At 50.7% G+C, this 13910-nt stretch carries 14 protein-coding genes; 6 read left to right on the forward strand and 8 right to left on the reverse strand.

What is annotated here, in order from left to right; translation table 11 throughout:
* Positions 1–122: 122 nt before the first annotated feature.
* On the reverse strand, positions 123–3194 hold the full coding sequence (lacZ, locus tag HA41_RS11225) for a beta-galactosidase (RefSeq protein ID WP_094120869.1): 3072 nt from the start codon (positions 3192–3194) through the stop codon (positions 123–125).
* A gap of 121 nt (positions 3195–3315) precedes the next feature.
* Complete coding sequence (lacI, locus tag HA41_RS11230; protein ID WP_004152286.1) at positions 3316–4398, reverse strand: DNA-binding transcriptional repressor LacI; 1083 nt, start codon at positions 4396–4398, stop codon at positions 3316–3318.
* Positions 4399–4750: 352 nt separating this feature from the next.
* Here lacI and HA41_RS11235 point away from each other — a divergent pair, with 352 nt between their 5' ends.
* A complete protein-coding gene (locus HA41_RS11235) occupies positions 4751–5761 on the forward strand; it encodes a zinc-binding alcohol dehydrogenase family protein (RefSeq protein ID WP_004152284.1) in 1011 nt (336 codons plus the stop codon).
* Between the two features lie 298 nt (positions 5762–6059).
* On the opposite strand, the gene HA41_RS11240 is transcribed toward HA41_RS11235, so the two are convergent.
* Positions 6060–6905, reverse strand: coding sequence for a lipid II-degrading bacteriocin (locus HA41_RS11240; protein WP_094120870.1), 846 nt, complete (start codon positions 6903–6905; stop codon positions 6060–6062).
* A gap of 265 nt (positions 6906–7170) precedes the next feature.
* Here HA41_RS11240 and HA41_RS11245 point away from each other — a divergent pair, with 265 nt between their 5' ends.
* A complete protein-coding gene (locus HA41_RS11245) occupies positions 7171–7554 on the forward strand; it encodes a hypothetical protein (RefSeq protein WP_143807318.1) in 384 nt (127 codons plus the stop codon).
* 65 nt (positions 7555–7619) lie between these two features.
* The gene (locus HA41_RS11250) at positions 7620–8036 is read left to right on the forward strand and encodes a hypothetical protein (protein WP_094120872.1); all 417 of its coding nucleotides are present in this window, start codon (positions 7620–7622) and stop codon (positions 8034–8036) included.
* 67 nt (positions 8037–8103) lie between these two features.
* Here HA41_RS11250 and HA41_RS20725 read toward each other — a convergent pair whose 3' ends face one another.
* The 3 genes from HA41_RS20725 to umuC form a co-directional block, all read right to left on the reverse strand.
* The gene (locus HA41_RS20725; protein ID WP_143807319.1) at positions 8104–8373 is read right to left on the reverse strand and encodes a hypothetical protein; all 270 of its coding nucleotides are present in this window, start codon (positions 8371–8373) and stop codon (positions 8104–8106) included.
* A gap of 10 nt (positions 8374–8383) precedes the next feature.
* Positions 8384–8923, reverse strand: a complete 540-nt coding sequence (locus tag HA41_RS11255) for a hypothetical protein (RefSeq protein WP_094120873.1) — start codon at positions 8921–8923, stop codon at positions 8384–8386.
* Positions 8924–9142: 219 nt separating this feature from the next.
* Positions 9143–10405 (reverse strand): translesion error-prone DNA polymerase V subunit UmuC, encoded by a 1263-nt coding sequence (umuC, locus tag HA41_RS11260; RefSeq protein WP_094120874.1) that lies wholly within the window; start codon positions 10403–10405, stop codon positions 9143–9145.
* A 225-nt stretch (positions 10406–10630) separates the two neighbouring features.
* Here umuC and HA41_RS11265 point away from each other — a divergent pair, with 225 nt between their 5' ends.
* A complete protein-coding gene (locus HA41_RS11265; protein ID WP_039661212.1) occupies positions 10631–10906 on the forward strand; it encodes a type II toxin-antitoxin system RelE family toxin in 276 nt (91 codons plus the stop codon).
* An 87-nt stretch (positions 10907–10993) separates the two neighbouring features.
* Positions 10994–11362 carry a helix-turn-helix domain-containing protein gene (locus HA41_RS11270; RefSeq protein WP_094120875.1) on the forward strand — a complete coding sequence of 123 codons (369 nt, stop codon included), beginning with the start codon at positions 10994–10996 and terminating at the stop codon, positions 11360–11362.
* A 35-nt stretch (positions 11363–11397) separates the two neighbouring features.
* Here the strand turns inward: HA41_RS11270 and HA41_RS11275 are convergent, their stop codons facing one another.
* Positions 11398–11775 carry a S24 family peptidase gene (locus HA41_RS11275; RefSeq protein ID WP_094120876.1) on the reverse strand — a complete coding sequence of 126 codons (378 nt, stop codon included), beginning with the start codon at positions 11773–11775 and terminating at the stop codon, positions 11398–11400.
* A gap of 138 nt (positions 11776–11913) precedes the next feature.
* Between HA41_RS11275 and HA41_RS11280 the strand changes: the two genes are divergently transcribed.
* Positions 11914–12594 (forward strand): SOS response-associated peptidase family protein, encoded by a 681-nt coding sequence (locus HA41_RS11280; protein ID WP_094120877.1) that lies wholly within the window; start codon positions 11914–11916, stop codon positions 12592–12594.
* Between the two features lie 87 nt (positions 12595–12681).
* Here the strand turns inward: HA41_RS11280 and HA41_RS11285 are convergent, their stop codons facing one another.
* Positions 12682–13677: a hypothetical protein gene (locus HA41_RS11285; RefSeq protein WP_094120909.1), complete on the reverse strand. Its 996-nt coding sequence runs from the start codon at positions 13675–13677 to the stop codon at positions 12682–12684.
* Between the last annotated feature and the right edge of the window lie 233 nt (positions 13678–13910).

A 13910-nucleotide genomic window follows, 5' to 3' on the forward strand; every position in this document is an offset into this window, starting at 1 on the left:
GATTTATTCAACAAAGCCAAGAAAAAGAATAAACCGAACATCCAAAAGTTTGTGTTTTTTAAATAGTACATAATGGATTTCCTTACGCGAAATACGGGCAGACATGGCCTGCCCGGTTATTATTATTTTTGACACCAGAGCAACTGGTAATGGTAGCTACCGGCGCTCAGCTGGAATTCCGCCGACACTGACGGGCTCCAGGAGTCGTCGCCACCAATCCCCATATGGAAACCGTCGATATTCAGCCATGTGCCTTCTTCCGCGTGCAGCAGATGGCGATGGCTGGTTTCCATCAGTTGTTGTTGGCTGTAGCGGCTGATGTTGAACTGGAAGTCGCCGCGCCACTGGTGTGGGCCATAATTCAATTCGCGCGTCCCGCAGCGCAGACCGTTTTCGCTCGGGAAGACGTACGGGGTATACATGTCTGACAATGGCAGATCCCAGCGGTCAAAACAGGCCGCAGTAAGGCGGTCGGGATAGTTTTCTTGCGGCCCTAATCCGAGCCAGTTTACCCGCTCTGCTACCTGCGCCAGCTGGCAGGTCAGGCCAATCCGCGCCGGATGTGGCGTATTGCTCGCCACTTCAGCATCAACGGTAATCGCCATTTGACCACTTCCATCAATCCGGTAGGTTTTCCGGCTGATAAATAAGGTTTTCCCCTGATGCTGCCACGCGTGGACCGTGGTAATCAGCACCGCGTCGGCAAGCGTATCTGCCGTGCACTGCAACAACGCTGCTTCGGCCTGGTAATGGCCCGCCGCCTTCCAGCGTTCGACCCAGGCGTTAGGGTCAATGCGGGTCGCTTCACTTACGCCGTCGTTATCCAGCGGTGCGCGGGTGAACTGATCGCGCAGCGGCGTCAGCAGTTGTTTTTTATCGCCAATCCACATCTGTGAAAGAAAGCCTGACTGGCGGTTAAATTGCCAACGCTTATTATCCAGCTCGATGCAAAAATCCGTTTCGCTGGTGGTCAGTTGCGGGATGGCGTGGGGCGCGGAGGGGAGTGTCACGCTGAGGTTTTCCGCCAGACGCCACTGCTGCCAGGCGCTGATGTGTCCGGCTGCTGACCATGTGGTCGCGTTCGGTTGCACTACGTGAACCGTTAGCCAGAGTTGTCCGGCGCTCTCCGGCTGCGGTAGTCCAGGCAGTTCAATCAACTGTTTACCTTGTGGAGCGACATCCAGAGGCACTTCACCGCTTGCCAGCGGCTTGCCATCCAGCGCCACCATCCAGTGCAGGAGCTCGTTATCGCTATGACGGAACAGGTATTCGCTGGTCACTTCGATGGTTCGCCCGGATAAACTGAACTGGAAAAACTGCTGCTGGTGTTTTGCTTCCGTCAGCGCCGGATGCGGCGTGCGGTCGGCAAAGACCAGACCGTTCATGCAGAACTGGCGATCATTCGGCGTATCGCCAAAATCACCGCCGTAAGCCGACCACGGATTGCCATTTTCATCATATTTAATCAGCGACTGATCCACCCAGTCCCAGACGAAGCCGCCCTGTAAACGGGGGTACTGACGAAACGCCTGCCAGTATTTAGCGAAGCCGCCAAGACTGTTACCCATCGCGTGGGCGTATTCGCAAAGGATCAGCGGGCGCGTCTCTCCAGGCAACGAAAGCCATTTTTTGATGGACCATTTCGGCACAGCCGGGAAGGGCTGGTCTTCATCCACGCGCGCGTACATCGGGCAAATAATATCGGTTGCGAAGGTGTCGGCTCCGCCGCCTTCATACTGTACCGGGCGGGAAGGATCGACAGATTTGATCCAGCGATAGAGTGCGTCGTGATTAGCGCCGTGGCCTGATTCATTCCCCAGCGACCAGATGATCACACTCGGGTGATTACGATCGCGCTGCACCATTCGCGTTACGCGTTCGCTCATCGCGGGTAGCCAGCGCGGATCATCGGTCAGACGATTCATTGGCACCATGCCGTGGGTTTCAATGTTGGCTTCATCCACCACATACAGGCCGTAGTGGTCGCACAGCGTGTACCACAGCGGATGGTTCGGATAATGCGAACAGCGCACGGCGTTAAAGTTGTTCTGCTTCATCAGCAGGATATCCTGCACCATCGTCTGCTCATCCATGACCTGACCATGCAGAGGATGATGCTCGTGACGGTTAACGCCGCGAATCAGCAACGGCTTGCCGTTCAGCAGCAGCAGACCATTTTCAATCCGCACCTCGCGGAAACCGACATCGCAGGCTTCTGCTTCAATCAGCGTGCCGTCGGCGGTGTGCAGTTCAACCACCGCACGATAGAGATTCGGGATTTCGGCGCTCCACAGTTTCGGGTTTTCGACGTTCAGACGTAGGGTGACGTGATCGGCATAACCACCACGCTCATCGATAATTTCACCGCCGAAAGGCGCGGTGCCGCTGGCGACCTGCGTTTCACCCTGCCACAAAGAAACCGTCACCCGCAGCTCATCGCGCAGCTCGCCGTACATCTGAACGTCTGCCTCCAGTACAGCGCGGCTGAAATCATCATTAAAGTGAGTGGCTACATGGAAATCGCTGATTTGCGTGCTCGGTTTATGCAGCAACGAGACGTCACGGAAAATGCCGCTCATCCGCCACATATCCTGATCTTCCAGATAACTGCCGTCACTCCAGCGCAGCACCATCACCGCGAGGCGGTTTTCTCCGGCGCGTAAAAATGTGCTCAGGTCAAATTCAGACGGCAAACGGCTGTCCTGGCCGTAACCGACCCAGCGCCCGTTGCACCACAGATGAAACGCCGAGTTAACACCATCAAAAATAATTCGCGTCTGGCCTTCCTGTAGCCAGCTTTCATCAATATTAAATGTGAGCGAGTAACAACCCGTCGGATTCTCCGTGGGAACATACGGCGGATTGACCGCAATGGGATAGGTCACGTTGGTGTAGATAGGCGCATCGTAACCGTGCATCTGCCAGTTTGAGGGGACGATGACAGTATCGGCGTCAGGAAGATCGCGCTCCAGCCAGCTTTCTGGTACCGCTTCTGGTGCCGGAAACCAGGCAAAGCGCCATTCACCATTCAGGCTGCGCGACTCTTGGGAAGGGCGATCGGTGCGAGCCTCTTCGCTATTACGCCAGCTGGCGAAAGGGGGATGTGCCGCAAGGCGATTAAGTTGGGTAACGCCAGGGTTTTCCCAGTCACGACGTTGTAATACGACGGCCAGTGAATCCGTAATCATTGTCATAGTTGTATCCTGTGTGAATTGTTATCCGCTCATATTTTCGCGTAACATACGAGCCGGACACATAGAGTGTAAAGCCTGGGGTGCCTAATGATTGAGCTGACTCACATTAATTGCGTTGCGCTCACTGCCCGCTTTCAAGTCGGGAAACTTGTCGTGCCAGCTGCATTAAGGAATCTGCCAACGTGCGGGGAGAGGTGGTTTGCGTATTGGGCGGTAGGGTGGTTTTTCTTTTCACCAGTGAGACGGGCAACAGCTGATTGCTCTTCACCGCCTGGCCCTGAGAGAGTTTCAGCAAGCGGTCCACGCTAGTTTTCCCCAGCAGGCGAAAATCCTGTTTGATGGTGGTTAACGGCGGGATATAACACGAGCTGTCTTCGGTATCGTCGTATCCCACTACCGAGATATCCGCACCAACGCGCAGCCCGGACTCGGTAATAGCGCGCATTGCGCCCAGCGCCATCTGATCGTTGGCAACCAGCATCGCAGTGGGAACGATGCCCTCATTCAGCATTTGCATAGTTTGTTGAAAACCGGACATGGCACTCCAGTCGCCTTCCCGTTCCGCTATCGGATGAATTTGATTGCGTGTGAGATATTTATGCCAGTCCGCCAGACGCAGACGCGCCGAGACAGAACTTAATGGACCGGCTAACAACGCGATTTGCTGGTGACCCAATGCGATCAGATGCTCCACGCCCAGTCGCGTACCGTCTTCATGGGAAAAAATAATACTGTTGATGGGAGTCTGGTCAGAGACATCAAGAAATAGGGCCGGAACATTAGCGCAGGCAGCTTCCACAGCAATGGCATCCTCGTCATCCAGCGGATAGTTAATGATCAGACCACTGACGCGTTGCGCGAGAAGGTTATGTACCGCCGCTTTACAGGCTTCGACGCTGCTTCGTTCTACCATCGACACCACCACGCTGGCACCCAGTTGATCGGCGCGAGATTTAATCGCCGCGACAATTTGCGACGGCGCGTGCAGGGCCAGACTGGAGGTAGCAACGCCAATCAGCAACGACTGTTTGCCCGCCAGTTGTTGTGCCACGCGGTTGGGAATGTAGTTCAGCTGCGCCATCGCCGCTTCCACCTTTTCCCGCGTTTTCGCAGAGACGTGGCTGGCCTGGTTCACCACGCGGGAAACGGTCTGATAAGAGACACCGGCATACTCTGCGACATCGTATAGCGTTACTGGTTTCACATTTACCACCCTGAATTGACTCTCTTCGGGTGCTATCATGCCATACCACGAAATGTTTTGCGCCATTCGGAGGGGGCACGCCGAAGTGAGATTCAAAATGCCGACGTCAGTTCACAGGTGGGTAATGATACCAACGTGTTGATTTCGTATTTTCACTGACACCAGGATCATCCTGATGTTACAAGGATTGAATGACTACAGATTAAAATAGTCATCAACAGGTTGACAGCATTACCCAGCGCCCGCTTTCCGCGTATTTTTCGATTTGCACTGCCGGGGGCACTGGCGGGTATCGCGTTCCGCACACTTTTACATTTATTTATCTGGTGACTGACCTTTTTAAGGAGACAGAATGAAAGCCGTTGGTTTCTGGCAACCCGGGGAAAGTACATCCGTTATTGAAGATTTGTCGCTTCCCCACCCATCCATGCCCAAGGGGCGTGATCTTTTGATCAGAGTCAGGGCGGTCGCGGTTAACCCACGGGACCTGAAAAGCCGGCGAAACATCAGTCCCTCTGCAGGCAATCCGGTAGTTATGGGATACGACGCTTCCGGTGTTGTTGAAGCAACCGGACCAGATGTGACGCTGTTCAGGCCAGGTGACCACGTTTTCTATGCCGGTGTGCTCGATCGCCAGGGAGCCAACGCAGAGTTTCAGCTGGTTGACGAACGCATTACGGGGATAAAGCCGGCAGCACTAAGTTTTGAAGCTGCAGCGTCGGTTCCTCTGACCGGTCTGACAGCCTGGGAAATGTTATTTGATCGTCTGCAGTTGTCAGTGAACGGAGATGCTGATCAGACCCTGTTGATGCTTGGCGGTGCGGGCGGAGTCCCTTGTATGGCTATACAGCTTGCCCGCACTCTGAGTCGGGTGAACATCATCGGGACTGCCTCCCGGCAGGAGAGTGTCAGAGCGGTTCGCGGGTTTGGTGCGCATTATGTCCTGGATCATTCATGTGCGCTTGCGCCACAGGTTGCCAGCCTTGCTGGACTCCCTCCCATTACCCGGATTTTCTCAACGTACACCACGCCATCTGCCTGGGAAAATATGGCCGAAATTATTGCCCCACAAGGCCGTATCGGACTCATCGACGACCCTGAACCACTGGATCTGCGTTTGATCAAATTTAAGAGCGTTTCTGTTCACTGGGAGGCAATGTTTACCCGCCCCATGCATGCTACTGCGGACATGTCTAAACAGCATGATATTCTTAACAAACTCTCATGCATGCTGGATTCCGGTAAGCTCAAACCTCCGTTGCTGGCAGAGTATGGCAGGCTGAATGCTAAAGCACTTCGCCGGGCTCATGAGGACATGGAAAATAAAAATGTGAACGGGAAAATTGTTTTTTCAGGGTTCTGATGAACAGGCCTGTCAGAGTAAAAAAAGATTCGGGTTCAGCACAATGCTGAATTCTGTCTGGCTATAGAGTAAGAATCGTACCGGAATTGAGCATTTACCCTCAGTACCTGCGGATGAAAAAGCAGTCTGCCCTGACATACTGAACAATCCCTTCTCATAAGATGCCTCTCTTTTGCTGTTTAAAGAGCTGAGCAGTCCGGGCGGAGACTGACCTCGTTCCGCTTTCCAAGCGACCCCCTTGTTGAAAGTGCGACAAAAGAGATAGGGCGAATGACTATACTTCGCTCATAGCTGCCCGTCATGCCAGCTCAAAAAACAGGCTTAACGTAGGATATTTTCCGTTTTCCAAGCGGCCCCCATTTAAGTCGCCATTGATATTGATTGGGTAATTAACACCCTGGAAGTGTTGACCAAGGAAGTTACCGATCGTCGTCATGTCTTCATTAGTCTTAGTGCGGTGAGTAGATGCATTGAAGTCATAGTTATCCTGGTAACCACGAACAACACCGTTGAATGTCCACTGACCAGACGCATCACGATTTAGAGTACCTTCCATCTGAAGCGTGATATTGCCGAGGTAGTAGTTAGAAACTAGGCTGTCGATACCTGTGTCATAAGCGAACTTAAGACTGAAGTTGTAGCTGCCTGGTGCGCTCATAGCCATTAACTGATCATTAAAGCCAGCAATCTTTTGCGGTGCGAGCTGTAAGCCAATATTGTTGATATCAACATTCATCGGTCGGCCATTACCCCAAAAGAAATTAGCCAATGCTGAAACCACGCTATAAGGACCACCACTTAACTGGTCGCTCATATTGCCTAATTGCCAGTCACGCCACTGAGTACCATTACCTGCCATTGCAGAAATGCCAGTAGTACCCATTGCCGGTCCAACAATGCAATCATTCAGATAACAATTATTTTTAACCCACTGCAGCAGGGACGTAAGATCATTCTTATTAACCTGATCTATGCCGGTCTGGCTGTTGAAGTAGCTGCCATTAAGAACCTGTTGATACATTATCGCTTGTGCCTGACCTGGCGGAACAGAGGTAGCGCCGCCTGGGTTATAGCTACCAAATCCGGCAGGCGGACCACCAGCACTTACTGCCGGTGCAGTTACAACCATAGAACCTTCGCTCATATGTATCTCCTTATATTTAACATTATGTTAACGCGATAAAGAGGATAACAATTACTACTCAGCACCAGCCAGAAACATGTGGGTATTTATACAGTATAATTTAGTATATCTAACTGCTTTGAAAACGAAGCGGTAGGGTTTGAATAATCTAAAAATTAAATATTGAATAAATACATGTAGTTATACTAGTGTTATTGACTGCAATTGATAATGATTGCTATTTGTATATAATGTAGGCTAATGAATATCTGTAAGCGGGGGCGTTATGGCAGGAAGGGTAGTTAAAGGAATCGCTTTGGTATTAGCCGGTGGCGTTTTATTAGCGCTTGGTGGCGTTGGGACGCTGATTTACCTCAAAACTGGCGATCAGTACTACAGCGTTTCCAATCTGGAAGAATGTAAAAACTACACTAATGACCAGGCAAAGGAAGCAGTACTAAGCGCACGTCTCAAACAGCCTAATGGCTGGAAAAGCTGGGGGGATGCTTCTAAGGTCGCCAATCAAAATGGCATAAGGTTCATTGATAACGAAATCAAAGGCCCGGACAAAATCTGGCTGATCCCGTTTTATGACGAAAAATTCCCTGATAAGAAGCAGTTTGGCATGCTGGATTGTGGAACATTAACGGTCGAGTTTACGTCTGAGTAATGCGCTCTCGTTCTAAATCACAAACCGCTTATCCTGGCCCTCACACTGACTCCGAGGCCACCAGCATGACCATTCCAACCGACTTAAAACCCCTTGCCGCAAAGGCGGCCGCATCGTCAAAAACAGCAATCGCCGGCGAATTAACCCTGAACGCCGGCGCAGTATTTTCTCTGCCGATTATCCCGTCGCCGCTGGTGGTGTCGTTTTGCGGCGCAGACGGCACGCGGGCGCAGCTTACAGTGAATAAGGGCAGGGTGACGTTTGAGGGCGATCCCGACGCTGCAGCAGAAATGTTTATCGAGGCGGTAACACGATGCCACGCAGAGCAGTGGGGGGCGCAGCAGGAGCGGCTGGAGTTAGCAGAAGCACAGCTGGCGGCATACTCACACCATAATGGCCTGATGAAGCTCTCACAGCGGCTGGTGGACGCAGAGAAGGAACTCGACGTGCTCCGTAAGGAAATTAACCAGCGCCGGACATAAGTTAACCGACGTGTGGACGCGGCTGAACGTTCACTATAGTTAGCAGACTTACTCAATAATCTAATAGTTACTGATTACAAAGAATGCTACCCACTTTCTCAGAATCAACCACTTTAGCAATGGTCCATACGCCAGCGCCAACGGCGATAAGCACAGGAAACGCGACAGGTTCAACTATCACAAGAGCTATAGCTCCAAGAACGAGTGTCTTTTTAACTGCCGGACTCATCTTGTCTAAAACATCCGAAACACCGCAAGCATATGAAATCCTAGGGTAAGCGGATATAAATGCAAGAGTAAATGCTGACAGAACAAAACTTCTACGTGAGTATTCCATGATAATTACCTCACTTAAGCATTGTAACAACAGGGGTTTGTGTCACGTTATAAGTCTGTTTTAAAGCAACACTGGTCAATATTCCTGATAAGGCAGCTGTCTTTATATTGTATCCAGAGTACGCCTGGCTTAAAGGTACAGAGGAAAGATATTCGTCGATAACTTTATGAATGCTTCGCATGCTGAAACTTTCACCTCTCCTATGAGAGTCCATGAATATTTTATCGACTAGCACCATTCTGTAATAAAAGTTAAGTTTGAAAATGCGCGTCCATACGTTTAAGTCGTCATCATGCCGCAGCATATTTGCCATAAGGAATGGCTCTTTCTTTTTTAATCTAGGTAAAATATCGGTTACGTATCTATGGATAGAATCGCCACACGAAACGCTGAATATGAAAATATTATTATTATTGCCAGGGTTCCAAACGGGAAATGTACTCATAGTCTCAACTATTTGAGGAGTGATGGACTGCTTTTGAGTTTTTTCAATCGTAATATCTGCAAAGTCGGAAATCTTCAACTGTTCGGGTCTGGCTGAAAGGTCCATAAGTAGTTACTCACGGTTAGTAATGTAATTTTATGTTAGTACATATTTCGTACTGCTGACGACTATTTTCATTAAAATTAAATCATTAAAAAACATGCACTTGAAATCAATGGGGGGTTTGGCTTGTATCACAAGCGCGCGATTACAGCCTTGCTTTCGGCTGTTAAGGCTCATTGCATAGCAAATGAGTGTGCAACAGTAAGGAGTCCGGGAGGATCATTATTTTATAGTGGGGATGTCTTTTAAACGCGTGGTGTACCGCGGCGACAGCATTTCTCGCTTCATCTGCCACGCGCTGTCTTGCTCCCCCTGTCCCGCGAAGAAGACCTTCCCCCTTCCAGAGCGATTGATAGCGTCCAGCGCCGCCATTAGGGCATCTGCATTTGCACGCGGCTGCTGCTCACTAAACATGTCAAACTGCGCCACGCCAGACTGGTAAAAATCCCCCAGCATTACGCCTGCTTTGGCATACCGATAGCCGTCGCGCCAGATAGTGCTCAGCCCGCGTAGCGCAGACTCAATAATGTCCCGCGTGTCGCTGGTGGGGTAGTCGCATACGCATGAGGCGGTATTCGAATACTGAGGCTCGTTTGCGTGTCTGGCGGTAGCGATCGACACGCTGATATGTCGGCAACGCGAGTTCTGCTCTCTCAGCTTTTCTCCGGCTCGGGTGGCATAGAGTGTGACGGCCTGCTTCATGTCCTCCAGCTCCGTGATCTTCTCACCAAATGAGCGTGAGTTAAGGATGTTCTGCTTCGGCGGTGGCGCGTCTTCCAGTGCGATGCAGGACTCGCCATTGAGTTCGCGGGTGGTGCGCTCAACGATAACGTCGAAATTCTTCCTGATCATGCTGATATTACTGTCAGCCAGCTGCAGAGCCGTGGTGATCCCCAGCTGGTGCATGCGCTTGGTAATGCGCGGGCCGATACCCCAGATATCGCTAACATCGGTAAGGTGCAGTAGTTTGCGCTGGCGGGTCCGACTGGATAAGTCCACAACGCCCTTTGTCTGCGTCCACTTTTTCGCGGCATGGTTAGCCAGTTTGGCCAGCGTTTTGGATGGGCCAAACCCCACGCCGATTATCAGCCCTGTTTCCTTTCGGATACGCTCCCGCATCTGGCGTCCGAACGTCTCAAGCGGGATCACATTGTTGATGCCGGTGACGTCCAGAAAGGATTCATCAATGGAATAAACTTCCTGTCCTGCCGCCATTTCCCCTAACAGGGCCATCATGCGGGCCGACATATCGCCGTACAGCTCGTAATTAGAACTGAACACATGCACGCCGTTCTCCCTGAAAAAGCGCTCATTCAGAAACAGCGGCGCCGCCATCTTGATCCCCAGGCGCTTTGCCTCCGCCGAACGTGCGATCACACAGCCGTCATTATTCGAAACAACGACAACCGGCTTACCCCGCAGATCGGGCCTGAATATGGTTTCACAGGAGGCGTAGAAGTTGTTGGCATCAGCCAGGGCAAACATACCGGACTACCTAAGTTACTGTTTAACTATGAAGTATTGGCGAGGCCTGCAAAATTATCAACATGGTGATTTAGTTATGCTTTTATCACTGCCTGAGCTGCAATTAGTTATGCCTCCAAAACTAAATATATCACTAAATAACTAAATAGCTTTACATGCCACACGCATTTAGTTATATTCATCTCATCCCAACGGGATATGTTCTTTAACAACATGGAGAGGCAAATGCCGGAGCTTGAGTGGAAACGAAAAGCCGATAAGCAGCTGAGCCAGATACCTGAACCGTATCGCAGCATGATACGCGACAGAATCCGGGAACTGCGTAACTGGCCCGACGTTGAGCACCTGGTTATTGAAAAGCTGACGGACGACAAAGAGCAAAGACGAAAGCTGGTGGTAGGTAACTACCGCGTACTTTGGAAAATTGTGAAAGGTCAGCCGGTAGTCATCGAGATACTGGAAGTGTTGAGACGGACAAGTAAGACATACAGCAAACGGTAAAAGGACGGCGGGGAAACCCGCCTGACTGCCTCTCCATCTATGCCCGAACACTGAAACTCAAATGAAAGAGAGAGAGAGTGTCATAGCATGAGTGCAATACAATTTATGACGGATGCCGAAGGCAACCGCATCAGCGCCGTAATACCGATTGAGTTATTCAATAAACTGGCGGCAGAAAGCGAACTGGCTGAGTTTTTCGAGCCTGTTCCCTATGAAGCTGATGATAATGACGACGAAACAATCCCCGGTGCGGTGGTTGATATTCGTCACGAAAACAACGTGCCTCTGCACGCTGCATGGCGCTTATATCGCGGCTACTCGCAAGAGTATGTCGCTGAAGCGCTGTGTATTACCCAGGCTGGCGTTTCAAATATGGAGAAAAGGGCGAAGCCTCAAAAGGCAACGCTTGAAAAGCTGGCCCGCATCTACGACTGCCGTATAACACAGCTGTATTAACCACCAGCCAATAAGCCCGCCGCGTGCGGGCTTTTTTAATCCTGCGGCATAGCGTTAAAACCCATTCCGGCCACGTCCGTCAGGGCATAGGCCACCACACCCCATACAGGAAGCTCCTGGCTCACATCGAGCAGCGTTACTGTCTCGTCCGCGTCCAGCGCCTGCAATGCCGGTACCGGATTAAGCAGCAATCGCCTCAGCGTCAGCTCGCCGTCGAGCTCTGCAACGATAAGCTGGCCATGTGCCGGTGTAAGCGCACGGTCGATGGCCAGCACGGAGCCTTTAACAATTCCCGCGTCGGGGCAGTCGCTTTCACTGCGCATAAGGTAGGTTGAGTACGGGGAGAGGTGCACCAGATCGCCCAAGTTCAGGCGCGTTTCAGTGTAGTTCTGGGCCGGACTCTGAAAGGCCATGCAAACGCTCCATTCTTTACAGCTTTTCAGCCTTGTAAGGTGAACCTGATAACGACCAGGTGTCCGTCACACAGGCGCATTTAATACTCCTGATATCAGTATACGTCGCTATCCTTACATCAACAGCAGGAGGTAACTATGTGTGGAAGATTTGCGCAGTACAGCAGCCGCGATGATTATTTTGATGCACTCGGCCTGACCCCGGACGAAATCACATTCGATCCGGAACCTCTTGGGCGCTTTAACGTAGCACCAGGCACTAAAGTACTACTGCTAAACGAACAGGAAGATTCGCTGCGCCTCGATCCGGTTTACTGGGGCTACGGACCGGAATGGTGGGATAAGCAGCCACTTATCAACGCGCGCGGTGAGACGGCAGCGAGTGGCCGCATGTTTAAGCCTCTCTGGAATCATGGCCGCGCTATCGTGCCTGCTGACGGCTGGTTCGAATGGCAGAAAGAAGGTGGTGAGAAGCAGCCATTCTTCATCTTTCACAAAAAAAAGGAGCCGCTTTTCTTTGCCGCCATCGGCAGGCAGCCGTACGGTCAGGATCACGGCAAAGAGGGGTTCGTGATTGTCACATCAGCCAGCAATCAGGGCATGGTTGATATACATGACAGGCGACCGCTGGTAATTACGCCTGATGCCGTTCGTGAGTGGCTCAGCAATGAAACGTCCCCAGCGCGTGCGGAAGAAATTGCCCATGATGCTGCCGTTCCGGAAAAAGCATTTACCTGGCATCCTGTCAGTAAAAAAGTAGGCAATATTCATCACCAGGGAAGTGAGCTTATCGGGGCTTTACCCGCAGATAATGAATAACGCCCTTACTTTTCACAAAAACTATAAGACGCAGCAGGCGTAATGCCTGCATCAGACATAAAGCTATGTTAAGCCTGGCGATGACAGTTAATCGTCACGGCGATTACGTTCAAACCCACGACGTCCCCTGGCCGCGTGTTCGTAGTTAAGCTCTATGTATCGCTTAAATTTTTCACGAAGCTGTGCAAGTTTAATCGGCAACTCTTTTTCAACAAATGCTGGTGGTATATCAAAGTCTTCGAGATGTTCAGATAAATACTTATGCACCTTTTCCAGCACGTCCAGTAGAGAAATGTTGTTACTTTGCTGGTCCTCCAGTAACGGTCCATGCCAGCATTCCCAGAATGCCTGGTGACGGAGAGAGTTTTCCTCACACGCCAACTGCCAGAGCTCTAAGTAAATTTCACGAGCAATATCATAAGGCTGCTTGTCAAAGACTTCTAAGAGGAAGTAAAAGCAGGGAATTTTAAGCGCATTGATTCGGGAATTTTCGACTTCAGGATCACGACGCAAATCTATAAGGTTACTAAAACGTGAGCGTACACACGCTATAGGATTTAGCACCCTGACCTTTTCGTGCATCTCCGGAACATTTGGGCCAGTGGATTCTATAAGGAATGGAGTGGTGAAGATGTGAAGTTTAGTCCCTAGAAAATCTACTCGTTCGAAGCCTCCCGGTTTATCAATAATATCTACCGTATTGGCAACTTCAGGATCATCCGGCACAGCAAACAAGCCATCATCAATCTGCTTGATATCATCCGTATCCCGATCGATAAGCATGAACTGAGCAAGGGACGGAGGGTTGCCGCCTTTGTTCGACCAGAACTTTACATTAAGTGTCTCGGCTATTGCTGCTATGTCGTCTTTTCGGGCGCTGTAATCGCAGTCGATAGAAGTAGTAAGACGATCGTCGGGCAATCTGCTGCTGTTATACAAGTCGTAATACGCTGAAATCCAGTATTGTACGGCTTGTCCACCTACAGTAACCACCGCGTATTGTAGCCGGTCTGCGTTAAGGATGAGCTGCTGATTTAGCCGATACATTTGCTCATAAGGTGGGATAACATTTTGATTAGGCATAAAAAAAACCATCAATGAATGATGGTTTATTTTGCCTTAAAGATAGGGCTCAGGCAAAGGAGATATCTTGAGCAAACTTTTTGCTCGCGGGCTTGCTAAAACGGCTTCTCACAGCAGGCTTATATCCAGCGCGACCGAGTGCAACTTGCACTGCCTGGGCATTGTAGCGTTTATGCTGTTCTCGTTTAGCTTCTGCAGGAGACATGACTCGTTTGGCTTTTGCAAGAGACATG

This window comes from Pantoea conspicua (genome assembly GCF_002095315.1).
Taxonomy (GTDB): domain Bacteria; phylum Pseudomonadota; class Gammaproteobacteria; order Enterobacterales; family Enterobacteriaceae; genus Pantoea; species Pantoea conspicua.

Excerpts from the sequence above, each read along its gene's own strand:
- lacZ (WP_094120869.1), bottom strand. The coding sequence starts at position 3,194 with ATGACAATGATTACGGATTCACTGGCCGTCGTATTACAACGTCGTGAC.
- HA41_RS11235 (WP_004152284.1), top strand. The coding sequence starts at position 4,751 with ATGAAAGCCGTTGGTTTCTGGCAACCCGGGGAAAGTACATCCGTTATT.
- HA41_RS11240 (WP_094120870.1), bottom strand. The coding sequence starts at position 6,905 with ATGAGCGAAGGTTCTATGGTTGTAACTGCACCGGCAGTAAGTGCTGGT.
- HA41_RS11245 (WP_143807318.1), top strand. The coding sequence starts at position 7,171 with ATGGCAGGAAGGGTAGTTAAAGGAATCGCTTTGGTATTAGCCGGTGGC.
- HA41_RS11250 (WP_094120872.1), top strand. The coding sequence starts at position 7,620 with ATGACCATTCCAACCGACTTAAAACCCCTTGCCGCAAAGGCGGCCGCA.
- HA41_RS20725 (WP_143807319.1), bottom strand. The coding sequence starts at position 8,373 with ATGGAATACTCACGTAGAAGTTTTGTTCTGTCAGCATTTACTCTTGCA.
- HA41_RS11255 (WP_094120873.1), bottom strand. The coding sequence starts at position 8,923 with ATGGACCTTTCAGCCAGACCCGAACAGTTGAAGATTTCCGACTTTGCA.
- umuC (WP_094120874.1), bottom strand. The coding sequence starts at position 10,405 with ATGTTTGCCCTGGCTGATGCCAACAACTTCTACGCCTCCTGTGAAACC.
- HA41_RS11265 (WP_039661212.1), top strand. The coding sequence starts at position 10,631 with ATGCCGGAGCTTGAGTGGAAACGAAAAGCCGATAAGCAGCTGAGCCAG.
- HA41_RS11270 (WP_094120875.1), top strand. The coding sequence starts at position 10,994 with ATGAGTGCAATACAATTTATGACGGATGCCGAAGGCAACCGCATCAGC.
- HA41_RS11275 (WP_094120876.1), bottom strand. The coding sequence starts at position 11,775 with ATGGCCTTTCAGAGTCCGGCCCAGAACTACACTGAAACGCGCCTGAAC.
- HA41_RS11280 (WP_094120877.1), top strand. The coding sequence starts at position 11,914 with ATGTGTGGAAGATTTGCGCAGTACAGCAGCCGCGATGATTATTTTGAT.
- HA41_RS11285 (WP_094120909.1), bottom strand. The coding sequence starts at position 13,677 with ATGCCTAATCAAAATGTTATCCCACCTTATGAGCAAATGTATCGGCTA.